The following is a 25,781-nucleotide window of genomic DNA, read 5'->3' on the forward strand; positions in this document are numbered from 1 at the left end:
AAACACGAAAGGAGGCCAAAACATTGACCGCGTCATAAGCCACGACGCATAACTGAGGGTGGGTCAAATCTCGGTGAAAATACCGGGTCAGTTCTCAGTGACAATCAACACCCGCGCGCCCTTTTCGAGATCCCAGACGAACCGGGCCTCCTTGTCGCGCACGAGACCGTTGAGGCCTCGACAGTGGATTTCCCGGAACCCACGCTTCAGGGTGGAAGTTCCTAAAACCTTCCAGGTTGCAGAACGAAGGCGGATGACGGAGCCGGGAGTGGGGTGCGCTGAGATCATAAACGGTCCGTATCTATAAGGCCGCCGTACATAACCTCGATCCGCCGACCGAAACCTATCGCACAGCGATTTCGTTAATTTCGCGCATGGGCGCCGTAATCGGGCCGCCCGACGTCCACGCTGCTCCGGCCATCCAAAGCCATTTTTTGCAGGTATTCAACCCGGTTAGAGAGGGAAAACGAACCGGCAGTTTTGATCGTTTCACCCCTCTTCTAAACCTGACATGCGGCCTTCGATTCCGGCCCGAAACCGTGAAACCATACAGCTTCGACTGACGGTTCCCCTCTGGTGATGTGAGACCGCGACGTCCTACACATCGCGCCTTGCCGCGCGGAACGGGCTGTCGGCGGCTGCGTTCTGCCGAGAATTCGGCATGTTGTTCCCGTCGGTTGTCGATGGTGACCCTTCTGCCGTATGAACGATGGCATATCTCGGGGGCTTTCCACGGACCCATCTGGCGGACCGGTCCCCGATATCTCTCGGAGAGCGGCGGATTTCGTTCCGCGATAATTCTTCCCCACCGATGCCTTAACTGCCAATGGCCAAATACCTACAAAGAGCGATTGCAGAGAACGTTTCGCACCATAAGATATTGAGATAGCATAGTTTCAATTTCAGCGCAGCTTAACTGCCGTGTTTAACCACATGAGCGCATTGCACTTCCTCTCGTAAGGCATCATTGCTGTGCATCTCCGAGAGAGGGTCGCCATGGACACTGCGCTTCCAATTTCTGTGCCTCTGCTCCCGAGGGAGACGGCTTCGTCCTTCTTGTCTCGTTTGGCCAGGGCGAACGGTGTGAACGCCCAAACGTTCGCGCTTGAACTCGACCTATCGTTCAAGGGCGTAATCGATGGCAGCATCCAAGACGTGAGAAGGCTGGCCGCTTTAGGATCCACGTCCATCGATCAACTGCGGGCCTGGTCTCCAATATACCTCGGGAACAGTCACCATAGTTTCAGGGGCGAAACATTTCACGCCAGCGCATTGCGTAGCCCGACCGTTCGGGGTTGCCCTAAGTGTCTGGAAGACTGTTTGGCCGGCCAGGATGGCATGCACCTACAAGGCCACTGGGCACTCACACACGTCACGATCTGCTTGGACCATGGGCACGCACTGGTTCCTCTATGGCGCGAGAACGCTATTTACCCTCGCATGGATGCGGCCGAACAATTTCGACTGCTTGAAGACGACATCTGCGCCGGCGTCCTGACCTCAAGCTTAAGGAGGATCACGCCCTTCGACCTATGGCTGGACAATCGGCTTGCCAATGGCGCGGGCGACAATTGGCTCGATGGATTTCCCCTCCATGCGGCCGCCAACTTCTGCCACCTGCTTGGCCACGCCCTTATGCGCCATTTCACTTCGGCACCGTCTCGTGTCGAAAAGGAAGACCGCTGGATGCAGTATGAGCTTGGCTTCGCTGTGGCATCGAAAGGCGAACAGGCTATTCGATCAGCACTGCAGGAACTTCAGGAACTGCCAGGCGGTCCTTCAGATGGCCCCAAGAAGATCTTTCCGCTGCTCTATGATCGCCTCGCCAGAGACTACGCCGGCACGCCAGATTACCAGGATTTCAGGCGCATCCTGCGAGAGCATCTACAGGAAACTTGGCCCTTGGGACCAGGCGATGACATCATGGGGGAACCGGTCTCGGAGCGACGATTGCACTCTATCAAGACGGCGTCTCGCGCTACGGGAATTGATGCGCGACGGTTACGCAAGATGCTCGAGAGCAGCCCCATCTTGTCGAAAGAGATGGCCTCCCGGCCAGATGCCTGGGCCGTCTTTGATGCCACGCTTGCGGAAGATTTCCTGAGTTCCGCAACCGAACTTGTCGACGCAAAAACCTTCCAGGAGACCATGGGCATTTCCAGGTCACAGTTTGACTTGCTCGTTGAAGATGGCGTCCTGGCGCCAGCAATCGATACGCCTGAGGTAAAAGCAGTCTGGGATCCGCGAGAAGGCAACACCTTGATCGAAAGGCTCTTGCGAGGGGCGATCTTGTTGCGCCAAGCCCAGCACAGTTGGTGTCACCTGTCCAAGTCCGCTGCAAGGTTGAAGATCCGTCAAGGTGCTTTGGTACGCGCTATTCTCGAAGGCCAGATTCGCCGTGTGGGCAACCATGCCGATTTCGACGGTTTCGCTGCCATCTATGTTGACCATGACGAAGTCGTGGCGCTGCTTTCGGACCAGGGTGCTTCGGCACTCACCATCGAGCGGTTCGCCAAATCCGTTGGAATTGGCAATCCAACAATACTGAAGCGCCTGATCACCGACGGGCATACTCCCTACACCGAGCTGAGGAACCCGCGGACACATACACTTCAGGCTTACATCGCCGAAACCGACGCCGCCGAATTTCACACGCGTTTCTTCACGCTCAGGACCATGTCGCTTCATTTCGGCATGTCGTGGCAACAGCTGTCGTCCAGACTTCGTGCCCGCGGAATCCAGCCCTTCTCACCGGAGGGTGCCGATTTCGGAAGCCTGTACCTTAGGTCGGAGGTCCCTGAAGACCTTTGAACGGGACAAGCCAAAACAACCTATGCGAAAGCAAAAATGGAGCGGAAATTCCGCTCCATTTTACTTTAATTATAACACCTTAGGCGCTAAGGGCCTCGGAAATTCATCGCCAACCGAGGGGTTGCGCACGCTCTTAAATTTTCTTTGCGCACGCTTCTCCTTTTTCTGGCTATTTCCCGCGCCTCAAATCACCCGCACTTGGAATGTCCGCAGGAGGAGCAGGTCATGCAGCCCTCGACCATCATCATGGTGAACTGGCCGCACGACGGGCAGGCTTTGCCGCGGGGGGCGTCGAGGCCTACGACTTTGGCAGTCGGATCGGCTTTCAGGCCCATGCCCTCCCCTTCGAGGAAGCCGGTGGCCACCAGATGCTGCTCAATCACGCCGCCGATGGCTGCAAGGATCGAAGGAATGTATTTCCCCTTCACCCATGCCCCGCCGCGCGGGTCAAACACCGCTTTCAGCTCTTCCACGACAAAGGACACATCACCGCCGCGACGGAACACCGCCGAGATCATCCGGGTCAGCGCCAACGTCCAGGCGTAGTGCTCCATGTTTTTGGAATTGATGAAGACCTCGAACGGACGGCGATGCCCACCAACGATAATATCGTTGATCGTCAGGTAGATGGCATGCTCGCTGTCGGGCCATTTCAGCTTGTAGGTGTTGCCTTCGAGGTGCTCGGGGCGGTCCAGCGGCTCGGCCATGTAGATCACGTCGCCATGGGGTGTCTGCGGCTCTGCGTCGTCGTTGGCGACCACGGCGGGCGCTTCTTTCTTCTCCTCGGAGACCGACAGAACCGAACCGGTCACATCGTTGGGACGGTAAGTGGTGCAGCCCTTGCAGCCGGTTTCATAGGCTTCGAGGTAGACCTCTTTGAACGCCTCGAAAGAGATGTCTTCGGGGCAGTTGATGGTCTTGGAAATCGAGCTGTCCACCCACTTCTGCGCTGCGGCCTGCATGCGCACGTGGTCCAGCGGCGCCAGCGTCTGCGCGTTCACGAAATACTCAGGCAGTTCCGCATCGGCGCCGAATTTCTCGCGGTACATCTGAACCGCGTAATCGACCACTTCCTCTTCGGTGCGGGTGCCGTCCTTTTGCAGAACCTTGCGTGTGTAGGCATAGGCAAAGACCGGTTCGATCCCCGAGGACACGTTGCCCGCATAAAGCGAAATGGTGCCGGTCGGCGCAATGGACGTGACAAGCGCGTTGCGGATGCCGTGGGTGCGCACCGCCTCGCGGACATCGTCATCCATCGCCATCATATTGCCAGAGGCGAGGTATTTCTCCGCATCGAACAGCGGGAACGGGCCTTTTTCTTTGGCCAGTTCCACCGACGCGAGATAAGAGGCGCGCGCGATCTGTTTCAGCCAGGCTTCGGCCACGCCAGCCGCTTCGACGGTGCCGTATTTCTGGCCACACATCAGCAGCGCGTCCGCCAGCCCCGTCACACCCAGACCGATGCGGCGCTTGTTGCGGGCCTCTTCGGCTTGTGCGGGCAGCGGGAATTTCGACACGTCGACCACGTTGTCCATCATGCGGACAGCCCGCGCCACCAGTTCGTTCAGTGCTTCCTGGTCCAGATCCGCGTCCGCCTCGAACGGGTTTTTCACCAGACGGGCAAGGTTGATGGACCCCAGCAGGCAGGCACCATAGGGCGGCAGCGGCTGTTCCCCACAGGGGTTGGTCGCCGCGATGGTTTCCACATAGTTGAGGTTGTTGGCCTTGTTGATGCGGTCGATAAAGATCACACCGGGCTCGGCGTAGTCGTAGGTCGCCTTCATGATGGTGTTCCACAGATCGCGCGCCTGCACGGTCTTGTAGACGACACCGTCGAACTTCAGCTCCCACGAACCGTCTGCCTTGACCGCTTCCATGAAGGGATCGGTGACCAGAACGGACAGGTTGAACATGCGCAGACGCGCACTGTCGGATTTGGCGGCAATGAACTGTTCCACATCAGGGTGGTCGCAGCGCATGGTCGCCATCATCGCACCACGGCGCGAGCCTGCGGACATAATCGTGCGGCACATGGCGTCCCAGACATCCATGAAGGACAGCGGGCCAGAGGCATCCGCCGCCACGCCCGCCACCGGTGCGCCCTTGGGGCGGATGGTCGAGAAATCATAGCCGATCCCCCCACCCTGCTGCATGGTCAACGCCGCCTCTTTGAGCATGTCAAAGATGCCGCCCATGCTGTCGGGCACGGTGCCCATGACGAAACAGTTGAACAGGGTCACGGTGCGGTCGGTGCCTGCGCCTGCGGTGATGCGGCCTGCGGGCAGGTATTTGAAATCCTCCAGCGCGTCGTAGAACTTCGCTTCCCATGTCTTGGGATCGGCTTCGGCCTGCGCCAGCGCGCGGGCGATTCGACGCCATGTGTCTTCTACGCTGGTGTCGATCGCCGTGCCATCGGCTTCTTTGAGACGATATTTCATGTCCCAGATCTGTTCAGCAATAGGCGCGGCAAAGCGGGTCATGGCAGGCGATTCCTCTTGGTCGATATAAGGCGTTGAGCAGGCGCTTTGGGTAGCCAATCCGCGCCCTCATTTGAAGCCCAAAATTGGCTGCCCTGACGTGAATTTTGACTACCACTTGAAGCAGCACAGCGTTTGACTACTATATACAGCCTCAGAGGGGAAATTCGTAGTGGCTGATTTGACACACTTGGTAAAGCTCTCGGCAGGCACCGAAAGCGTTGAAAGCCTGATGGCCTGGCAGTCGGGATTCGCCAAACGCTTCGCCGACGGGCGGCCGCGCCACCGCACCCGCATGTGGCCCAAGAAAGAGCCGCAGATCGTCGGCGGGGGATCTATCTACTGGGTGATCAAGGGGTTGATCCAGTGCCGTCAACGGGTTCTCGCGATGGAGGAGATGATCGCAGACGACGGCATTCGCCACTGTCTGTTGGTGCTGGATCCGCAAATCGTGCGCACCACCACCGCGCCCAAGCGTGCCTTTCAGGGCTGGCGCTACCTGTCGCCCGATGACGCCCCCAAGGATTTGCCCAAGGGCCGCGCCGCCGAAGAGCCCCTGCCCCCGGAACTGGCCGGTATGCTGGCGGAAATCGGTGTCATCTGAAACGCAAAAAGGCGGCCACGGAGGCCGCCTTTTCTTATCCATGCATTCTGAACGGCCTCAGAAGCCGGTCGCGCCCAGAAGCGAGGTGACACCATTGCGGTGAACATCAAGGCTGCTGCTTGCGACCGAATTGGCCGGAACGCGTTTGCGCTGCGCATCGCCGAGCAAAATGGTCGCCCCAAGCGACAGACGGTCGCCATCGGCAAAGGCAAAATCGGAATTGCCGGTGGCATTCGCATATTCACCGCTGAACATGACACCCTGCCCGCCCAGATCGGCGGTGTAGGACAGGCCCAGAGACGCCACATTGGCAGAGCCCGTGGTTCCATCGACGCTCATCGACTGGTAGCTGGCAAAAGTGCCAAAGCCGTTGTCCATCAGCACAGACCCACCAATTGTGGTCGAATGCACATCGGAATCAGCACCGGCACCATCGGGGCGCGACCGCACGTGCGAGCCCCAGAGGCTGAACATATGCGACAGATCCGCCTGCACCGTCAGACCGACGTCATTCATCGTTCCGGCGTTCTCCAGATCGGTTTCGCCAAAGAACAGACCGCCTGTGATGCCGTTGCCGGTCACCTTGCCTTCCAGACCGTAGCTGAGCGCGTCGATCTCGAAATCGTCGTTGAACTCAATCTGGTCCTTGGCAAGGTAAATGCCGCCGCCAAAGCTGTTCGTGAACCAGTAGGTCGGTGTGACATCCACGCCAAAATGCGTCGCGTCATCGCCATCATCGGACAGCTGGTTCACGCCCAACGCCAGATCCAGCTCCAGATTGCCAGACCGCATCCCGTGCTCAAGATCCAGCGACACACCGCTGGCGTCTTCGTCCTGCAGGGACACTTGGCCAAAACCCAGACCGATGGCGGTGCTTTGATAAGACTCTTGCGCCAAGACCGGCGCGGCCAGAAACAGGCCGCCCGCGGCGGCCAAAACCAGTTTGCTCATAATTTGCCTCAATATTTTTTTGATTGGTTTCTGTGGTTTGGTAGCCTGCCGTAGGTCGATCCGACAAGTGTTAAAGATGCCAGAAGCAGATATTTTTGGTTGACCAAGCCACCACATAGAGTCCCGCGCCAACTCCCGACCACTGCATGTAGCACCCCCACCCCTATCTGCATGCGCGCACAGGGGGCGCTGCACAATCCGCCCTTCCATCCGGCGCATCATTCGCTACCTTCTGCCCCAAGCAACAGGAGCGATCATGACCGACACTTATACCCCCCCTAAAGTCTGGACCTGGGACGCGCCCTCGGGCGGCGCTTGGGCCAACCTGAACCGCCCCATCGCAGGCGCCACCCATGACAAGGACCTGCCCAAAGGCGACCACCCCTTCCAGCTGTATTCCATGGGCACGCCCAACGGCCAAAAGGTCACCATCTTGTTCGAAGAGCTGCTGGCCGCCGGGCATGCCGCCGAATATGACGCATGGCTGATCAAGATCGGAGATGGCGACCAGTTCGGATCGGGCTTTGTCGAGGCGAACCCCAACTCGAAAATTCCGGCACTGTGGGATCACAGCGGTGATGCCCCCGTGCGCGTCTTCGAATCCGCAGCGATCCTGATGCATCTAGCAGAGAAATTCGACGCCTTCCTTGGACCGCGCGAACAGCGCGCCGAAATGCTGTCGTGGCTGTTCTGGCAGATGGGCAGCGCGCCCTACCTTGGCGGCGGCTTTGGTCACTTCTACGCCTACGCGCCCGAGAAATATGAATACCCCATCAACCGCTTCACCATGGAGGTCAAACGACAGATGGATGTTCTCGACCGTCATCTGGCCAGCAACCAGTTCATGGTGGGCGACCATTACACCATTGCCGATATGGCGATCTGGCCGTGGTACGGGCGCACCGTCCATGGCGAGGCTTATGACGCGGGCGAATTCCTCGACGTGGGCATCTACAAAAACCTCAAACGCTGGGCGGACGAGATCCTTGACCGCACCCCTGTGCAGCGTGGCCGGATCGTCAACCGCTCGGGCGAGGGCCTGCTGGAAAACCGCCACAGCGCGGCAGATATTGACGCCGTGCTCAAGGGCTAAGCGTTTCGCTCCCGTAGGGCGGGGCTGTGCCCCGCCCGTCTGGGGCACACCAGCGGCCTTTCCAAGACATATCGGCCCGCTAGATCACCGGCTATGAGCACCGATGACAGCCGCCCCGTTCCCCAGTCCCGCCTTGCCCGCGCCGCAGGTCTCGGGCGCCTGACCACGGCCACGCTGGCCAATGCAGCCGTGACCGCCTCTGGCCAACTGATACGCGGACAGCGCCCCGACGCGCGCAGCAGCTTTGTCACCCCCGCCAACATCACCCGCCTGACCCGCGAGCTGTCGCGCATGCGCGGTGCCGCTATGAAGCTTGGGCAGTTGATGTCCATGGAAAGCGCCGACATGCTACCGCCCGAACTGGCACAAATCATGGCGCGCCTTCGGGCCGAGGCCGCGCCAATGCCGCCCGCCCAGCTTAAACAGCGGCTTGTTGAAAGCTACGGGTCAGACTTTCGCGCCCGCTTCACCTCCTTTGATCCACGCCCCATCGCCGCGGCCTCCATCGGGCAGGTGCATCGCGCCACCGCGCGCGACGGGCGGAAACTGGCGCTGAAAATCCAGTACCCCGGCATCCGCCAATCCATCGACTCCGACATCGCGAACCTTGGCAGCCTGCTGCGGCTGTCGCGCTTGCTGCCTGCTGACGTCGATCTGGACCGGCTGCTTGGTGACGCACGGGACCAGCTTCATGCAGAGGCGGACTATCTCCTTGAGGCGCGCAATCTGCGCCAAGCCTCGACCCTTCTGGACGGCACCCCCGACTTCATCGTGCCCACCCCGCACGAGGATCTGTCCACCCCGCATATTCTGGCCATGGGTTTCATCGACAGCCATCCGCTGGAGGAAACCGCCCTGCCCGATCAAGCCAGCCGCGATCTGGCCATGACACGTCTGTTCGATCTGTTCCTGCGCGAGCTGTTTGACTGGGGCGTGGTACAAACCGACCCCAACCTCGCCAATTATCGCATCGATCCCGCAGGGCGTCTGGTGTTGCTCGATTACGGCGCGGCGCGCGATTACGCCACGGACAGGATCGTGCAAATGCGCCAGTTGCTACGCGCCACCATCACAGGCGACGGCTTTGCCGAGGCCATGGCGGACAACGGATATACCGCCCCCGACACAACGGACGCCCAATGGGATAGCCTGCATCAGATTGCCGGATTGGTGAAAGACGCGCTGTCCACCGATGCCGATTTCAACTTCGCGGACACCCGCGCGCTGGAGCAGGCGCGCCGCCTCGGGCAGCGCTTGACGCTGGAACAGGGCTACAGCCGCCTGCCCCCGACCGACGTTTTGCTACTACAGCGCAAGCTCGCCGGTCTGGTGCTGATGGCCACACGGCTTGGGGCACAGGTGCCCCTTGGCCGCTTGGTCAAACCCTATCTGTGATCACTCGACGCCCAGTTTTTCGCACAGGGCGCGCAGGGTGTTGCGCTCCTGTGTGTCCACCCGCGCCTTGCGCGATCTGAACAGCGTGGCCTGCGACCGCAGCACCGGCTCTTCGCCCAGCACCTTGAGGTGATTGGCGCGCAGGGTCTCTCCGGACGAGGTGATATCGGCCACGGCCTCGGCGGTCAGGTTCTTGACCGTGCCCTCGGTCGCGCCCTGACTGTCGATCAACTGGTAGTCGGCCACACCGCCGTCATGCAGGTACTGACGCACCAGACGGTGGTATTTGGTGGCAATCCGCATCCGGAACCCGTGACGCGCCCGAAAGGCAGAGGCCGCCGCATCCAGATCGTCCAGCGTGTCCACATCCACCCAACAGGCAGGCACGGCAATGATCAGATCCGCATGGCCAAAGCCAAGCTCGGCCAGCGGTTCGACCTTCTGGTCCCATTGCACCAGTTTTTCCTGCACCAGATCGATACCGGTCACGCCCAGATGGATCCGGCCCGCGGACAGTTCCCGCGGGATTTCCCCGGCGGACAACAGCACCAGTTCGACACCATCGATGCCTTCGACCGCGCCCGCATATTCCCGTTCCGATCCGGTACGCATCAGCGACACGCCGCGCGCGCCGAACCAGTCGAACGTCTTTTCCATCAACCGCCCCTTGGACGGCACACCCAGTTTGATGGTCATGCGCGGTCCTCCAGACGACAAATCAGATCGGGACGGATGACACCGCCCACCGCAGGGATCTCGCGCCCCTGCCCCAGCCGCGCCACCAGCGCGTCATAGCGCCCGCCCATGGCCACCGGCCCCAGATCAGGTTGACGCTCGGGCACAAAGCCAAAGACGAAACCGTCGTAATATTCCATAGAGGTGCGGCCATAGCTGCCCTCGAAGGCGAGCGCATCCACATCCACCCCCTTGGCGGACAAGGCATCACAGCGGGCGCTGAACCGTTCCAGCGCGGGCACAATCGCGGGCAGATCGACCGAGATATCGCGCAGCTGTTCCAGCGCAAAAGGCGCGGTTTCCCGCACGTTCAGAATGGAATCCAGCAAGGCCACCTGATCGGCGGACAAAGGGGCCGCCGCCGCGTCATCGCGCAGCGCCGTGATACGCGCGGTGATTTCCGCCCCGCTGCGCAGACCGATCATCGGCACATCGTCGGACAAAGGCGCGTCAGAGGCCAGCAGCGCCTTGCGCGCAGCCGATGGCTTGCCCTTGCCGGAAAACCGATCCAGCAAAGCGCGGAACCGGCGGGGACGCCAGATGTGCCGCATCAAGGCCGCCTTGCGCGCGTCCGTGGTGTCCAGCCCGGCCACAGCCGCCGACAGGATGCCGATGTCTCCGGTCACGGGGGCAACGGGCAGCCCCTGCAACTGGCCTGCCAGCGTCACGAAGGCTTCGGCATCTGCCTCGGCCCGATCCTCGCCGAAAATCTCGTAGCCCACCTGCCAATATTCGCTGGCGCGGCTGTCGTCCTCTTCCTGACGGCGAAACACCATGCCCGCATAGGCATAGCGCGCCGGATCGGCCCCGACGGTCATATGCATCTGCACCACCGGCACGGTGAAATCCGGACGCAACATCAGCTCGCCCCGGCTGGGGTCCTGCACCGTATAGGCACGGGTGCGGATGTCTTCGCCATACAGATCCAGCAGGGTTTCCGCCGGTTGCAGGATCTCGCAATCCAGACGCACCGCCCCTGCGGCGATGAACCCTGACAGCATCTCTTCCGCCTTCAGGCGGGCATCGGCGAGCTGTTTCATGTCTCACCTTCATACAGCGACAAGATCTCGCGCACTTTGGCCACCAAAGCGTCGCGCGGCACCTCGTATTGGCTGGGGCGGTCTTTCCATTCGTCCAGCGTGGCGTTCTCTGCCAGCTTCGCGCCAAGGATCAGATCCTTGATCTGGATGACCCCACGGTCCTTTTCATCGCCGCCTTCGATGACAGCCACGGGCGAGAGACGTTTGTCCGCGTATTTCAGCTGGTTGCCAAAGTTCTTGGGGTTGCCAAGGTAGACCTCGGCGCGGATGCCCGCCTGCCGCAGCTCCGCCACCATGGCCTGATAATCGGCCATGCGCGCCTTATCCATAACGGTGACAATCACCGGTCCCTGCTCGGTGCCGCCAATGCGGCCCTTTTCACGCAAGGCCGCCAACAGACGGTCTACACCGATCGACACGCCGGTGGCAGGCACCACCTGCCCGGTGAAACGTTTGACCAGATCGTCATAGCGACCACCGCCCGCCACCGATCCAAACTGCCGCTTGCGTCCCTTTTCGTCGAGGATCTCAAAGGTCAGTTCCGCCTCGAACACCGGACCTGTGTAATAGCCAAGGCCACGCACCACCGACGGGTCGACGACGATGCGGTCGGGGCCATAGCCCTGCGCGGCCAACAGTGATGCGATCTCTTCAAGCTCGGCCACGCCTTCGGCACCAACCGCGCTGTCGCCGACCGCCGCGCGCAGATTGGCCAGCGTTTCCTCGTTCGTGGTGCCCTTGGAGGTCAGGAAAGCCACGACCGGCTCGGCCTGCGCATCGGCCAAACCAACCCCGTCGATATAAGCGCCAGAGGCATCCAGACGCCCCTTGCCCAGCAATTCGCGCACGCCCGCTTCGCCCACCTTGTCGAATTTGTCGATGGTGCGCAGAACATCCGCCGATTGCGCCTCGTCGCTGACGCCCATCGCCTCGAGCACGCCATTGAGCACTTTGCGGTTGTTCACACGCACCACGTAATCGCCACGCGGAATGCCCAAAACTTCGAGACAATCCGACAGCATGGCGCAGATTTCCGCATCCGCCGCCACGCTTGCCGCGCCCACGGTGTCCGCGTCACATTGATAGAACTGGCGATAGCGCCCCGGCCCCGGCTTCTCGTTGCGCCAGACCGGCCCCATGGCAAAGCGCCGATAGGGCAAGGGCAGATCGTTGCGGTGCTGGGCGTAGACCCGCGCCAAAGGCGCCGTCAGATCATAGCGCAGCGCCATCCAGTTGTCGTCATCGTCCTGCCAGGCAAAGACGCCTTCGTTCGGGCGGTCCACATCGGGCAGGAATTTCCCCAGCGCCTCGACCGTTTCCACGCCAGAGGATTCCAGCGCCTCGAAGCCGTAGCGATGATAGACCCCGGCGATGGCGCGCAGCATCTCTGTGCGCTCTGTCACCTCTGTTCCGAAATAGTCGCGGAACCCCTTGGGCGTCTGCGCCTTGGGGCGGGGGGATTTCTTCACTTTGGCCATGGGTCACCCGGCAGTTGGTTTGTCGCGCATCCTCTACCGGCTCCGGCGCAAGGGGGCAAGCAAGCCGACCGACGCGGCCCTTGCGGTGTGGCATTGTCCTGCATAGACAGTCCGCACCACCGCGAAAGGCTTATCCCATGTCCGACACCACGCAGGCGCTTGAAGAGCGGATCGCGCATTTGCAGCACACCGTGGACGAGCTGTCCGATATCGTGGCCCGTCAGGATCATGAGTTGCTGACGCTCGCGCGCAAGGTCGAGGTGCTGATCCGGCGCGAGGCTGAACGCCAAGCCGATGATCCCGGCTCGGCCATCTTTACCGGCGACCGCCCGCCCCATTACTGACACCCGTCCGGCGGCCACGAAAAAAGGCGCCCCAAAGGGACGCCCTACGTTCGCTCGGCACCCAATGGCGCCCGTCGCGACGAATCATTCGTCGTCGTCGACCAGATCGGGATCATCCTTGGGCATATCGAATTCCAGACCGTGGGCGGCACGGATCTTATCCTCGATCTCCAGCGCCACGCGCTTGTTTTCCCGCAGATAGGTCTTGGCGTTCTCGCGGCCCTGACCGATGCGCTCGTCCCCGTAGGAGTACCACGCGCCGGATTTGTCCACGACACCGGCCTTCACGCCCAGATCCAGCAGCTCGCCCATTTTCGAGATGCCTTCGCCATACATGATGTCGAATTCCACCTGCTTGAACGGCGGCGAGACCTTGTTCTTGACGACCTTGACGCGGGTCTGGTTGCCCACCACTTCGTCGCGGTCCTTGATTGCGCCGATGCGGCGAATGTCGAGACGGACGGACGAGTAGAATTTTAGCGCGTTACCGCCGGTCGTGGTCTCGGGAGAGCCGAACATCACGCCGATTTTCATCCGGATCTGGTTGATGAAAATCACCATGCAGTTGGACCGCGCGATGGAGCCTGTCAGCTTGCGCATCGCCTGGCTCATCAGGCGGGCCTGCACGCCCACATTGCTGTCGCCCATGTCGCCCTCAAGCTCGGACTTGGGTGTCAGCGCAGCAACGGAGTCGACAATCACCATGCTAACCGCGCCGGAACGCACCAGCGTATCGGTGATTTCCAACGCCTGTTCGCCGGTGTCGGGCTGCGAGATCAAAAGCTCGTCCAGATCGACGCCCAGCTTTTTGGCATACTGCGGGTCCAGCGCGTGTTCCGCGTCGACAAAGGCGCAGACGCCGCCCTTTTTCTGCTCTTCAGCCACGCAATGCAGCGTCAAAGTCGTCTTACCCGAGGATTCAGGGCCGTAGATTTCGATGATCCGCCCCTTGGGCAAACCGCCGATTCCCAAGGCGATGTCGAGGCCCAGAGAGCCGGTCGAGGTCGCCTCGATATCGCGGATGGCGTTTTCGCCGCCCAGCTTCATGATGGACCCCTTGCCGAACTGACGTTCGATCTGGGCCAGCGCGCTGTCGAGCGCCTTTTGCTTGTCAGCGTTTTTCTTGTTGTCCATGCTCAGAAGATCTGCCGTTGCCATTGCGGTTGGCTCCTTATTTCATACGGACGAAAGAGCGGCAATCGCTGCTTTTGTTCGCATCTTGTTCTCACGCAAGATGAGTACAAATTAAGAACATTTCAAGTAAAATCTTTCCTTCCCGATCCTTGCATCGGATGGTTAAAAGAAGATTGAGAAATTGCAGGGGTTTGTAAGCGATGTTGGTATTCTGGAAACAGCGGCTGGTGATGCTGGCCGTGCCCAAAACCGGAACATCCGCCTATGCAGTCGCGCTTGCCGATCAGGCCTCGATGGTGGTCAATGACCCGCCGGAGCTGAAACACGCCCCTGTCTATCGCTACAACCGCTTCTTTCGGCCCATGTTCGAAAAGGTCGGGGGCGAAGATCTGGAGCTGCTCGCGGTGATCCGCGAACCTGTGTCGTGGCTGGGGTCATGGTACCGCTACCGCCAGCGTGGATTTCTGGAAGGCAAGCGCACCTCCACTCGCGGCATGAGCTTTGACGCCTTCTGCCGTGCCTATGCCAGCGATGACCGCCCGCCCTTTGCCAATGTGGGCAGTCAGGCCAAATTCGTCGAACCCCGCCCCAACGGGGTGTCTGTCAGCCACCTGTTCAAATACGAAAACCAAGCGGGGTTGCTGGCGTTTCTGGAACAGCGGTTGGGCTGTACGATCGACCTGCCGCGCGAAAACGTCTCGCCGCATCGTGGCGATCTGGAGCTGTCTGCAGACACCCGCGCCCTGTTGCACGATTACTGCGCCGAAGATTTCGCCACGTGGGAGCGCGCGCGGTAGCCTCAGGACAGCTGACGGTTCACCGTTTCAGTCAGTTCAGCCAGCGAGAACGGTTTGGGAAGAAATACCGAATTCGGGATTTCCTCGGACCCTTCGCCGAAAGCATCCTCCGCATAGCCTGACACAAACACCACGCGGGTGTCGGGGCGGTCTTCGCGCGCTTTGCGCACCCACGAAGGCCCATCCATCCCCGGCATGACCACATCGGTCACAAACAGATCCACGTCGAGCGCGCGATCCTCCAGCGTTTCCAGCGCCGTCTCGGCGGTATCGGCCTCGATCACTGTATAGCCGCGCAGCCGCAGGGCGCGGGCCGCAAAGGCGCGTACGGGGGCCTCGTCCTCGACCAACAACACCACACCACCGCTTTTTTGCAACAGATCCTGCGGGTCCTGGGACTTGGCGATCTGCACCGCGGATTCTGCCGGAGCCTCGTAGGCCGGCAGCAGCAGCGTGAAACAGGTCCCCTGCCCCATCACACTGTCGACAAAGATAAAACCGCCGGTCTGTTTGACGATGCCGTAAACCGTCGACAGCCCAAGGCCCGTCCCCTCGCCGGGGCGTTTGGTGGTGAAAAACGGCTCGAACACCTTTTGCAGCTTGTCTGCGGGGATGCCGGTCCCCTCATCAACCACCCGCACGGACACATAGGTGCCCGGTGCGACAATGGCGCGATCCCGTTTCATCGCCTCACGCAGAACGCGCCGCTCGGTCTCGACCACGATCTCGCCACCGTCGGGCATGGCGTCGCGCGCATTCACCACAAGGTTCATCAGAACCTGTTCCAACTGGCGCCGGTCCCCGCGCACCGCAGGCAACACCGGATCATGGCGCAGGGTCAAACGCACACGTTCGCCCACCAGCCGGTTCAGCAGATGCGTCAGTTCCGACAGGGTGTCGCGCAAATCCAGCGTCTCGGGCTGCAAAGTCTGCTTGCGCGAGAACGCCAGAAGCTGTCCGACCAGCGAGGCCGCACGGTTGGCGTTCTGGTTGATCTGGACCAGATCCGCATATTCCGGATCGCCTTGGTCGTGCCGCAACAACAGCAGATCGCAATGGCCGGAAATGGCCGTCAGCAGGTTGTTGAAATCATGCGCCACGCCGCCCGCCAATTGGCCGATGGCCTGCATCTTCTGGCTTTGGACAAATTGCGCCTCCAGCGTCTTCAGCTCGGTCGCGTCGTTGAGCACGGCAATCAGGTGGGTCTGCCCCCCCTCTTGTGTCCGCTTCAGCGTCACCTGCACAAAGACCTCGCTGTCAGGCCGGGTCAGGCGCAAAAACTCCGACCGGTGCAGCCCGCGCCCCTCGGCGGCCTCTTGCAGCCAGTCCTGTAAAGGGCGGCCCAGCCCCTCCATATGCTCTGCGATATGACCGTTCTGCCCTGTCGGCAGGTCCAGAAGACGACGCGCTTCGGGATTGGCGTTCAGGATCTGCCCCTCTGGCGTGACCTTGAGCAAGGGCACCGGCAGACCGTCAAAGGATTCCGTCGCCTCGGGCTTGGCCGGAGGCTCTTCGATCAGGGACAGCATCACCTCTTGTCGGCCAGCTCCCAGATCAGAGGCCTGCACTAAAACCTTGCGCAGGCTTTCGCCCGTTGTGGTCAGCCGATGGACGCTGCCGGGGCGTAACGGCAGATCGTCGATGATCTCATCAAGCTTGCGCACGGGGCGTCCCAACAACGCGCGCGCCTGTGCGTTCATATATATGATGGCTCCGTTGCGTTCGACCGACACAACCGCCTGATCCACCACCGTCTGCAATCCCGCGCCGGGCCGTGTCTCGAGACGCCACACCACAACGCCGCCATCCACAGCGCGGGCAAAGACGCGAAAGCCTTCGGCATGGCTGGTAATATCCTCGCAGGCCGCGCCCTCATGCACGGCCCTGTGCTGAATGCGGTACAACACCCCCTCGGCCGAGGCGAAGACATCGCCCAGAACCTCGGCCAGACGTGCCCCCATCATGGGAGAGAACCGTTCCCGCGCCATGGCATTGGCCGCCAGAATGCACCCCTCGGGGTCACAGATAAAACTGAACGCAGGTTCCGGTTCGATCAGTTCGGCAAATTGTGCCACCCGCGCACTGGTGCGGCGGGTCACCATGACTTCGCCTGCCAGCCAGAACAGGGCTGCGGCCCCCAATGCACCGGTGGCCGCCAATGCCGTGATCTCGGCCATGCGGCTGTCCACCACTTGCGCTGCCAGAAAACACCCCGCCGCCCCCGCCACCAGCGCGCAGACACCAAAAACCGAAGACAGCCGTGTTTGCGGTTTCCAATCTAGCACAGCGATGTCACGCACGGGGCCCTCACTCTTGCGACTTACCGCGGCATCGAACCGTAACTTGGTTAAGACCCCGTTAATGGACCCGAAGCCAGACCGGCTCGGATCAAGGATCACCTCATGCGTGACAACAAATCAACCCTGAGGTTTGACCACACAGGCGACAAAGAACCCGTCGCCCCCGTCCGCCGGCAGGAACCGGCGCTGGGTTGCCGCGCGCCAGTCGGGGTGATCCGTCAGGAATTGCGCAAGCCGGTCCTCGTTTTCACAGCGCAGCACAGAACAGGTGGCAAAGGCCAGACAGCCCCCCGGTGCGACGTACCCGGCGCAGGTGTTCAGGATCTCGCTCTGGATACGGTTCAGCTCTGACAGGCGCTGCGGGGTCAGCAGCCACTTGCCCTCTGGAGCGCGCCGCCATGCCCCGCTGCCAGAACACGGCACATCCGCCATCACCACGTCATATGCCCCCTCGGGCGCATCGACACAGCGCACCGACACACCCGCCCGTGCCGCCCGTTGGGGCAGATCGCTCATCCGGCGGGGATCGGCGTCATGGGCGTGCAGCTCGGCCTGCGGTGCGCGCGCGGCCAAGGCCAGCGTCTTGCCACCGCCGCCCGCGCAGTAATCCAGGATGCGCGCGGGGGCGTCCATCACGATGGCATCGACCACCGCCTGACTGGCCGCATCCTGCAGTTCCACCAGACCGGCGGCAAAGCTGTCGCTGCGCGCCACGCCCCGCGCGCCGCTCAACACCTCTAACGCGGTGGGCGAGAGCGGGTGGCTGCGCGTCTCTATCCCTTCGGCGGCGAGCTGCGCCTGCGCCCGCGTCACATCCGCTTTCAACAGATTGACCCGCAAGAACACCGGCGCGCGGGTCTTTAGCGCTTCTGCCGTGGCCTCTGCCGCATCCGCCAGATCCTGCGTGAACCGCTCCGCCAGCCAATCCGGCAAATCCATCGCCTCGGCGCCCTCGGGGGTATGGCCCGCTTGCGTCTCGGCCTCGGACAGGGGCGCGGGCGCATGACCCTGACCGGTGAACAGCTCGGCCACATCCTGCCCCTGCGCGCGCAGCAGGCCGATCATTCGGCCACGCCCGCTTTCTGCCCCCCCAAGCGCCGCCGTCGACCGCCACATGCGCAGCACGTCAAAGACATGATCGCGGATCGCGGCGCGGTCCTTTGATCCGGCAAAACGCGACCGCCGCCCCCATGAGGTCAGCGCCTTCTCCGCAGCCTCCCCCGACTGGATCCGGTTCAGGATATCAATTGCCGCCTGTACCCGTGCTGCTGGTGTCATTTTTTGGCCCCTTGTCGCGTTCCTGCCATCACCCCGCATGGGTCTGCCCTGTCTCTACCCCCGCCCGCGCCCCAGCCGCAAGAGCCGCACATTTGACAGACCACGCCACCCGTGGGACAGTTTCGAAAAACCCGCAAAGAAAAGGCGCGCGATGCCCCTGCCCAAACTTTCGCTTCAAGTGCTGGAGGCCTTCGAGCGCGTGGCCTTTCACGGCTCTGTACAGGCGGCGGCCACGGAATTGGGGCAATCCATTTCGGCCGTCTCGCACCATGTCTCGCGCCTTGAAGAGGCGTTGGGCGCGCGGCTGCTGGACCGCTCGACGCGGCCCTTTACCCTGACCCGCGAGGGGCGCGAGACGCTGCACCACCTCACACTGGGTCTGCGTCATCTGCGCCGCGCCACGACAGAGACCATGGTGGTCGGCCTGCTGGGCGCACGGTCTCTGCGCATTGGCCTGATCGAGGATTTCGAAGGCACGCTTGCCCCCGATCTGGCAGTCACGCTGGCAGGGCGCATGCCGCAGGCCAATCTGTCAATCAGCAATGTGTTCAGCCACACCGCCCCGGACCTGCTGCGTCGCGGCACCTTGGATATTGCCATCGCCACCCTGCCCGACCCGCTGCCCGATGATATTGTCAGCTATCCCATTCTGTTAGATCCCTTTGTCTTGGCCCTGCCCGACAGCCACCGCATGGGCCTGCCTGATCTGGCGACACCCCCGGATCTGCCGTTCCTGCGCTTTACGCCAGAACACCGCATTGCCCGCCAGATCGAGGCGCATTTGTCCCGCAACAAGATCACGCTGCCCCAAAGGCTGACCTTTGACACGGTGCAGATGATCCTCGCGGTCGTGGGCAACGGCGACGGGTGGTCCATCATCCCCGCACTGGGGCATCTGCGCGCAGCACGCGACGCGGGACACGTCCACCTCGCCCCCCTGCCGCTGCCGCTGATCCGGCGACGGATTGTCTTGATGACCCGCGCCGATGTAGACCCAGAGGTCGCAAGCGCGCTGGCCGATCTGCTGCGCGACCGTATTGCACACACCATCACCGGCCCGTCTCATGAACTCTACCCCTGGCTGGCGCGCTCATTCGTTGTGCAAGACGACGTTCCCTGACCGCCCCCTTGCCAGACTGGCAAGCTCAGTTTCGATTTTATCGAAACCGATCCCTCCCGAATAGACAGTCACCCCCCTGCTGTTTGTCCTGCCGTCAAAGAGACCCGCAGCCGCAAGGAGAAACAGATGCGCGATCAGGCCAGAGTAGTCATCATCGGGGGCGGCATCGCGGGCTGCTCTGCGCTGTACCACCTCACCCAAGAGGGCTGGGCCGATGTCATGCTGATCGAGCGTGACGAGCTGACCTCCGGCACCACGTGGCATTCGGCCGCGCAGGTCACCAACTTTGGCATGACCCAGACGATGATCGGCCTGAAAAGCCATTCCATCAAGCTGTACAAAGAGCTGCGGGACGATCCCGACTACCCCGTGGGCTACAATCACGGCGATGGCGGCATCCGTCTGGCCAACACCCCTGAACAGATGGACGGCTACCGCCATTTTGCCTCGGTCGCCGCAGGCATGGGCGTCGATTTCGAGGTCATCGATGCCGAAGAATGCGCCCGCCGTCACCCGCTGATCAGCACCGACAATCTGCTCGGCGGCCTGTGGGACCCCTCCGACGGGCATATCGATCCCGCCCAGCTATGTCAGGCGCTGGCCCGCCGTGCGCGTCTGGCCGGGGCCGAGGTCAACCGCCACACGCCCGTCACCGGGCTGACCCAGCATGCCGATCACACATGGACCGTGCACACCGAAAAAGGTGACGTCAAAGCCGAGATCGTGGTCAACGCAGGCGGCTACCGCTGCAACGAGATCGGCGCAATGATGGGGGTGCAGCACCCTGTCGCCTCGATGGAGCATCAGTATTTCCTGACCGAAGACATCCCCGCCATCGCGGAGGCCGGCCACCGCATCCCGCTGCTGCGCTGCCCCATCAGCGATTACTACAGCCGTCAGGAAAAGGGCGGCCTGCTGTTGGGATTCTACGAACAGGACTGTCGCACATGGGGCATGGACGGGATCGATCCGAAATTCACCAATGACCTGTGCCCCGATGATCTGGACCGAGTGACGGATGTGCTCGAAGGCGCGTTTGCGCGGATGCCGGTGCTGATGGAAACCGGCATCCGGTCTATCGTGAACGGGCCGATCACCTACACAATTGATGGCGCGCCGCTGGTGGGGCCGATCCCGGGCAAACGCAACGCCTTTTGCATCATCGGTCTACGCGCAGGACTGGGCGAAGGCGGCGGCCACGGCTGGTTGCTGGCGCAGCAGATCGTGCATGGCGAGGCCGAGTATGACACATGGGTCATCGACCCCCGCCGCTTTACCGGACATGCCTCCGTGGAACTGACCGCGCTGAAGGCGATCGAAGACTACCAGAACGAATTCCGCTTTCACTTCCCCCACGAACACCGCCCTGCCGGTCGCCCGATGAAAACCACCCCGCTGACGCCGGTTCTTGCTGCCGAGGGCGCACATTTCGGCACGGTCAACGGTTGGGAACGTCTGGACTACATCGCCCCCACCCCCGACTTCACCGAAACACTGGGCTTTCGCTTTAACGAAGTGCATGCCCTCACCGCCGCAGAGGTCGCGCATGTCAGCACCGGCGTCGGCATGACCGAAGTGTCGGGGTTCAACCGCTTCGAGCTTACAGGCCGCGATGTGCACAGCTTTCTGGATCGCATGACCTGCGGGCGTATCCCGACAAAGGAAGGCCGCGTTGGTCTGGCCTATCTGCTCAACCATCACGGTGGGCTGAAGGGAGAGGCCACGCTGGCCAACCTGCCCGCCTCGGACCGTGGTCCGGCCCGCGTCTGGTACGGATCGGCAGCCGCGTCAGAGTATCACGATATGGACTGGCTGACACAGCATGTCCTTCCCGACGAGGACGTGCAGATCCGGTCGCTCACCAACACGCACACCATCCTTGTGCTCGCCGGTCCCAAATCGCGTGACGTGTTGCAGGCGGCAGCGCGCGGCGACTGGTCCCGCGCAGCCTTCCCGTGGCTGTCGGTGCGCGAATGTCATATCGGCATAGCCCCGGCGACCGTGCTGGGCGTCAGCTTTTCCGGGGAACTTGCCTATGAAATCCATGTCCCGAACCAAAGCCTCTATGCCGCCTATCTTGCCATGCGCAAAGCGGGTGAGGCCCACGGGCTGACACTGTTCGGCGCGCGGGCGGTCGACTCCATGCGGATGGAAAAGGGCTTCCTGCACTGGAAGGCGGACATTCTGACAGAATTCACCCCGTTCGAGACCGGCCTCGACCGTTTTGTGAAGATGGACAAGGGCGATTTCATCGGCAAGGCCGCGCTTCAGGCGCAGCATGCCACGGGCCTGCGCCGCAAACTGGTCTGCCTGCGCATTGACACCACCGATGCCCCCGCGCAGGGCGGTGCTTCTGTGCGGAACAGGGACGCCATCGTGGGCACCGTGACCTCGGGCGATTGGGGACACCGCACAGGGCTGAACCTGGCCTATGCCTTTGTCACGCCGGAGATTGCGGAGACGGGCAGCCGCCTGACAGTGGATATTCTGGGCCAACAGATCGCAGCACAGGTGATTGACCCCAGCCCCTTTGACCCCGATCACAGTCGCATGCGCAGCTAACCCTCCACGCATCACATCTGGATATAAAGAAGACGACTTCTGGCCCTACGCGTCGGAGGTCGTCTGGCCTTATACCCTTGTCAGCGCCCTCCTGATTCAAAGGTCTTTGCCATGACGCACCACAGTGCAAACTTCATCACCCCCGAAGATGTCTTTACCGCCTACAAGGGCGTCAACCTGATCGCAGGGCAGCGGGTCGCGACGCAAGCAGTGCTGGATGTCATCAACCCCGCCACCGGCGCGACGCTGGGACAGGCCGCAGCCAGCAACGCGGCAGAGACCGACGCCGCCGTCACAGCCGCCCGCAAGGCCCAGATCGCGTGGGCGCAGGTGCCCGCGCGCGATCGCGGCAAACAGGTGGCCGCCGCCGCACGTGCCGTGGCCGATCAGGCAGAGCTGATCGCACAGGTTCTGGCCCGCGAGACCGGCAAGGCAATCCGCACCGAATGCCGCGGCGAGGTGGCGGTGGCTGCCGATATCGTCGAATTCTATGGCGGGCTGGGGTCCGAGCTGAAGGGCCAGACCGTGCCCTACAACCCGCGTATGCTGACCATGACCACGCGCGAGCCGCTGGGCGTGGTTGCGGCCATCGTGCCGTGGAACGTGCCGCTGGTGCTTTTCGCGCTGAAGGTCGGGCCCGCGCTGGTCGCAGGCAACACCGTGGTGGTGAAATCCTCCGAAGAGGCCCCCTTTGCCACCTATCTGATGGCCGAATTGATGATGAAGCACCTGCCGCAGGGCGTGCTGAACGTGGTCAACGGCACCGGCGCGGTCTGTGGCGACGCGCTGACCCGCAATGCGGATGTGTCCAAGATCACCTTCACCGGATCCGAGGCCGTGGGCGAGACCATCAACACCATCGGCGCGGGCCGCATCATTCCCGTCTCGCTGGAGCTGGGGGGCAAATCGCCCATGATCATCTGCGAGGATGCCGATCTCGACAAGGCGGTGGCCGGAGCTATCTCGGGGATGCGGTTCACCCGTCAGGGGCAAAGCTGTACCGCCGCCAGCCGCATCTATGTGCATGACAGCCTCAAAGCGGCCTTTATGGACAAGCTCGCCGCCGCTCTGAACGATCTGAAAATCGGTGATCCGCTGGATGAGGCCACCGACGTCGGCACCATCATCAACGCCCGTCAGGTCGCCACGATCAACCGCTACGTCGCCATGGCAGAGGCCACCGAGGGCGCACAGGTCTTGCGCTTTGGCAGCCTACCCGACGATGCGGCGCTGTCCCCCGAGCTTTACGTGCAGCCCACCATCCTGACCGATCTGCCCGACGATCACCCCTGCGTCATGGAAGAGATCTTTGGCCCCGTGGCCGTGGTGCAGGGCTGGTCGGATTACGAAGGCGTGCTGGCGCTGGCCAACTCCACCCACTACGGGCTGGCCGCTTCGGTCTGGACCCGCAGCCTGTCCGTCGCGCTCGACAGCACGGCGCGGCTGAATGCGGGCTATGTGCAGGTCAACCAGAACCTGACCATCCAGCCCAATGTGTCCTATGGCGGCTTCGGGCGCTCCGGTCAGGGCAAAGAGGCCTCTCTCGAGGCAATGGTGGAACATTTCACCCGGTCCAAAACCATCGTCATGAACTTCGACTGATCGCATGACCGATCTGACAGTGCTGGCCGCCGCGACCCTCGCGGCGGGTTTTCTGCGGGGCGTGACCGGGTTCGGTTTCGCCCTTGCGGCCGTTCCGTTCTATTCGCTGAGCGTCCCGCCGCTGCAAGCGGTCATCCTTGCCCAGATGTTGCAGATCGCCGCCGCCCCCACCGATGTGGTGGCCAACTGGCGGCATCTGGACCGCCGCGCCTTGGGGCTGTTGTGTGCGGGCGCGATCGTCTGCACGCCACTGGGGGCCTATTTCGCCACACGGCTGGACGCGGATGTGATGCGGCTGGCCATTGCCGTCGTCGTGCTGCTGGGCCTGTTTGCCCTGCTGGCCAAGCTGCGCATCCCCGAGGGGCGCATCCCCGCCATCGCCGCCGGTGGCATCGCCGGACTGCTGGGCGGACTGGCCGCAATGCCGGGACCGCCTGCGGTGGCCTATTTTCTGGGACGCGGCGCGGACAAGGCCACCAGCCGCGCCTCCCTACTGCTGTTCTTTGCCTTCACTGCCAGCATTGCCCTGGCGTCTCTGGCGCTTGGGGCGGATGTGCTGTCATGGGCGATGCTGTGGCAGGCGGCGGCGATGTATCCGCTGATGCTGGCGGGTACATGGGCGGGCACCTTGTTGTTTCGCCGCCTTGGTGATGGCCACTACCGCAGCGCGGCGCTTGGGGTGTTGTTCCTGTCTGCAATCCTGACCGGCGTCAAAGGGCTCGGCGGCCTGCTGTAACCCCCTACGACATGAAAAACGGCGCCCCGAACGAGCGAGGCGCCGTTAGTGTTTCAGTCGTTGGATCAGGTCAGGACTTGCCTTTCCACGGCACCAGCCATCCTTCGGCCTTGCGCATGACGATATCGATAGCAAAGCCGATCAGGCCGATAATCACGATACCCATGATCACAATATCGGTGGCCTGAAATTTAGAGGCCGCGACGATCATCTTGCCCGCGCCCTTTTCGGCGGCGACCAGTTCCGCCGCGACAACCGTGCCCCAACAGACGCCCATGGCCACACGCGCACCGGTGAAGATCTCCGGCAGAGAGTTCGGCACGATCACATGGCGCAGCACCTGCCATTTCGACGCGCCCAGCGAATAGGCGGCGTGCACCTTGGTGATGTTGACGCCGGACACACCGGCCCGCGCAGCAATAATCATGACCCACAGCGCGGCAAGGAACAGCAGCACGATCTTGCCCTGCTCGCCGATGCCGAACCAGATGATGACCAGCGGGATCAACGCCAGGGGCGGCACGGGGCGCATGAATTCGACGATGGGATCAAACCAGCCGCGTGCCCAACCGGACAGCCCCATGGCATAGCCCAGCGGAATGCCGATCATCGACCCCAGAACAAAGCCCGCAAGCACGCGCCACAGCGACCAGCCCACATGCTCCCAAAGCGACACGTTCTGATAGCCGTCACGCGCGATCTCGAAGAAACGGGCGGCCACATCCTCGGGCGGGGGCATCCAGATCGGCTCCATCTGCAGGCCGCCGGCAGGGGTAAAATTCAACGACCCTTTGGCGGTCATCGTAACCTCGCCATTAGGCACCTTGACGGTATCGCCGGGGGCGATGTCCTGACCGGCCACCAATACGATCTGCGCATCCTCGCCATCGTTGCGCTGCGCGCTGATCAGCTTGGAGCGCCACGCAGCCACGGTGGCCGTGTCGTTCTGGGCAAAGCTGTCGTTTGGCGCGGCCTCGGGGGTGTCCACATCCGCGCCGGTTTCATGCACCAGAACCGTCACGGTCGCATCGGCGCGCGTGCCGTCGGGTGCCTCGGCCACATAGTCAAAGGAGGTCGTGCCGGTATAGGGTCCGGGCACATGGACCGGCACCAGTTTCGATCCGGTGAAGGCGCCCCACACCAGAAACACCACCACGACCGAGATGATCGAGGCCCAACGGTCCGGCACGACCGCGCTTTCGTCGCCAAAGGTGACCGTCTTCAGGGACCGGAAATCGGTGACCTTTTCCATCGACCGCCGGACCAGCGTGACCGCCATGGCGGCACCGGCAAACAGCGCGATATAGACAACCAGAATGATCAG

At 62.2% G+C, this 25,781-nt stretch carries 19 protein-coding genes and 1 pseudogene; 11 read left to right on the top strand and 9 right to left on the bottom strand.

Going from position 1 to position 25,781, the window contains the following annotated elements:
* Window positions 1-996 precede the first annotated feature (996 nt).
* Together ACN5AZ_RS03490 and ACN5AZ_RS03495 are read left to right on the top strand one after the other, a co-directional pair.
* A pseudogene (locus tag ACN5AZ_RS03490) lies at window positions 997-1,392 on the top strand (TniQ family protein); the annotation flags it as partial.
* 48 nt (window positions 1,393-1,440) lie between these two features.
* Window positions 1,441-2,811, top strand: a complete 1,371-nt coding sequence (locus ACN5AZ_RS03495) for a hypothetical protein (protein ID WP_419427988.1) — start codon at window positions 1,441-1,443, stop codon at window positions 2,809-2,811.
* A gap of 188 nt (window positions 2,812-2,999) precedes the next feature.
* Here the strand turns inward: ACN5AZ_RS03495 and ACN5AZ_RS03500 are convergent, their stop codons facing one another.
* Window positions 3,000-5,291: an adenosylcobalamin-dependent ribonucleoside-diphosphate reductase gene (locus tag ACN5AZ_RS03500; RefSeq protein ID WP_419427469.1), complete on the bottom strand. Its 2,292-nt coding sequence runs from the start codon at window positions 5,289-5,291 to the stop codon at window positions 3,000-3,002.
* A 169-nt stretch (window positions 5,292-5,460) separates the two neighbouring features.
* Between ACN5AZ_RS03500 and ACN5AZ_RS03505 the strand changes: the two genes are divergently transcribed.
* Window positions 5,461-5,892: a DUF1489 family protein gene (locus ACN5AZ_RS03505; protein WP_419427470.1), complete on the top strand. Its 432-nt coding sequence runs from the start codon at window positions 5,461-5,463 to the stop codon at window positions 5,890-5,892.
* A gap of 57 nt (window positions 5,893-5,949) precedes the next feature.
* Here the strand turns inward: ACN5AZ_RS03505 and ACN5AZ_RS03510 are convergent, their stop codons facing one another.
* Window positions 5,950-6,843 (bottom strand): hypothetical protein, encoded by an 894-nt coding sequence (locus ACN5AZ_RS03510; protein WP_419427471.1) that lies wholly within the window; start codon window positions 6,841-6,843, stop codon window positions 5,950-5,952.
* Between the two features lie 256 nt (window positions 6,844-7,099).
* On the opposite strand from ACN5AZ_RS03510, the gene yghU reads away from it, so the two are divergent.
* Window positions 7,100-7,936 (top strand): glutathione-dependent disulfide-bond oxidoreductase, encoded by an 837-nt coding sequence (gene yghU / locus ACN5AZ_RS03515; protein WP_419427472.1) that lies wholly within the window; start codon window positions 7,100-7,102, stop codon window positions 7,934-7,936.
* A 93-nt stretch (window positions 7,937-8,029) separates the two neighbouring features.
* Window positions 8,030-9,331 carry an ABC1 kinase family protein gene (locus tag ACN5AZ_RS03520; RefSeq protein ID WP_419427473.1) on the top strand — a complete coding sequence of 434 codons (1,302 nt, stop codon included), beginning with the start codon at window positions 8,030-8,032 and terminating at the stop codon, window positions 9,329-9,331.
* On the opposite strand, the gene hisG is transcribed toward ACN5AZ_RS03520, so the two are convergent.
* The 3 genes from hisG to hisS are packed head-to-tail and all read right to left on the bottom strand — an operon-like array spanning window position 9,332 to window position 12,584.
* Window positions 9,332-10,027 carry an ATP phosphoribosyltransferase gene (hisG, locus tag ACN5AZ_RS03525; RefSeq protein ID WP_419427474.1) on the bottom strand — a complete coding sequence of 232 codons (696 nt, stop codon included), beginning with the start codon at window positions 10,025-10,027 and terminating at the stop codon, window positions 9,332-9,334.
* On the bottom strand, window positions 10,024-11,106 hold the full coding sequence (locus tag ACN5AZ_RS03530) for an ATP phosphoribosyltransferase regulatory subunit (RefSeq protein WP_419427475.1): 1,083 nt from the start codon (window positions 11,104-11,106) through the stop codon (window positions 10,024-10,026). Before ACN5AZ_RS03530 ends, hisG begins: the two co-directional genes overlap by 4 nt.
* Window positions 11,103-12,584, bottom strand: coding sequence for a histidine--tRNA ligase (hisS, locus tag ACN5AZ_RS03535; protein WP_419427476.1), 1,482 nt, complete (start codon window positions 12,582-12,584; stop codon window positions 11,103-11,105). The genes ACN5AZ_RS03530 and hisS overlap by 4 nt, the downstream gene beginning before the upstream one ends.
* Window positions 12,585-12,721: 137 nt before the next feature.
* On the opposite strand from hisS, the gene ACN5AZ_RS03540 reads away from it, so the two are divergent.
* Window positions 12,722-12,928: a SlyX family protein gene (locus ACN5AZ_RS03540; RefSeq protein WP_419427477.1), complete on the top strand. Its 207-nt coding sequence runs from the start codon at window positions 12,722-12,724 to the stop codon at window positions 12,926-12,928.
* Window positions 12,929-13,012: 84 nt separating this feature from the next.
* Here ACN5AZ_RS03540 and recA read toward each other — a convergent pair whose 3' ends face one another.
* Entirely contained in the window at window positions 13,013-14,086 is a 1,074-nt protein-coding gene (recA, locus tag ACN5AZ_RS03545; RefSeq protein WP_419427478.1) for a recombinase RecA, read from the bottom strand.
* Between the two features lie 176 nt (window positions 14,087-14,262).
* Here recA and ACN5AZ_RS03550 point away from each other — a divergent pair, with 176 nt between their 5' ends.
* Window positions 14,263-14,859 (top strand): gamma-glutamyl kinase, encoded by a 597-nt coding sequence (locus ACN5AZ_RS03550; protein WP_419427479.1) that lies wholly within the window; start codon window positions 14,263-14,265, stop codon window positions 14,857-14,859.
* Window positions 14,860-14,861: 2 nt separating this feature from the next.
* Here ACN5AZ_RS03550 and ACN5AZ_RS03555 read toward each other — a convergent pair whose 3' ends face one another.
* Window positions 14,862-17,159 (bottom strand): ATP-binding protein, encoded by a 2,298-nt coding sequence (locus ACN5AZ_RS03555; protein WP_419427480.1) that lies wholly within the window; start codon window positions 17,157-17,159, stop codon window positions 14,862-14,864.
* A 117-nt stretch (window positions 17,160-17,276) separates the two neighbouring features.
* Complete coding sequence (locus ACN5AZ_RS03560) at window positions 17,277-18,437, bottom strand: RsmB/NOP family class I SAM-dependent RNA methyltransferase (RefSeq protein ID WP_419427481.1); 1,161 nt, start codon at window positions 18,435-18,437, stop codon at window positions 17,277-17,279.
* A 151-nt stretch (window positions 18,438-18,588) separates the two neighbouring features.
* On the opposite strand from ACN5AZ_RS03560, the gene ACN5AZ_RS03565 reads away from it, so the two are divergent.
* The 4 genes from ACN5AZ_RS03565 (at window position 18,589) to ACN5AZ_RS03580 (ending at window position 24,457) form a co-directional block, all read left to right on the top strand.
* A complete protein-coding gene (locus ACN5AZ_RS03565; RefSeq protein ID WP_419427482.1) occupies window positions 18,589-19,557 on the top strand; it encodes a LysR family transcriptional regulator in 969 nt (322 codons plus the stop codon).
* Between the two features lie 126 nt (window positions 19,558-19,683).
* Window positions 19,684-22,119, top strand: a complete 2,436-nt coding sequence (locus ACN5AZ_RS03570) for a GcvT family protein (RefSeq protein WP_419427483.1) — start codon at window positions 19,684-19,686, stop codon at window positions 22,117-22,119.
* A gap of 111 nt (window positions 22,120-22,230) precedes the next feature.
* On the top strand, window positions 22,231-23,721 hold the full coding sequence (locus ACN5AZ_RS03575) for an aldehyde dehydrogenase family protein (RefSeq protein ID WP_419427484.1): 1,491 nt from the start codon (window positions 22,231-22,233) through the stop codon (window positions 23,719-23,721).
* Between the two features lie 4 nt (window positions 23,722-23,725).
* Window positions 23,726-24,457, top strand: coding sequence for a sulfite exporter TauE/SafE family protein (locus ACN5AZ_RS03580; RefSeq protein ID WP_419427485.1), 732 nt, complete (start codon window positions 23,726-23,728; stop codon window positions 24,455-24,457).
* A gap of 70 nt (window positions 24,458-24,527) precedes the next feature.
* Here ACN5AZ_RS03580 and ACN5AZ_RS03585 read toward each other — a convergent pair whose 3' ends face one another.
* Entirely contained in the window at window positions 24,528-25,781 is a 1,254-nt protein-coding gene (locus ACN5AZ_RS03585) for an ABC transporter permease (RefSeq protein ID WP_419427978.1), read from the bottom strand.

The organism is Sagittula sp. SSi028, assembly GCF_048553715.1.
Lineage (GTDB): Bacteria > Pseudomonadota > Alphaproteobacteria > Rhodobacterales > Rhodobacteraceae > Sagittula.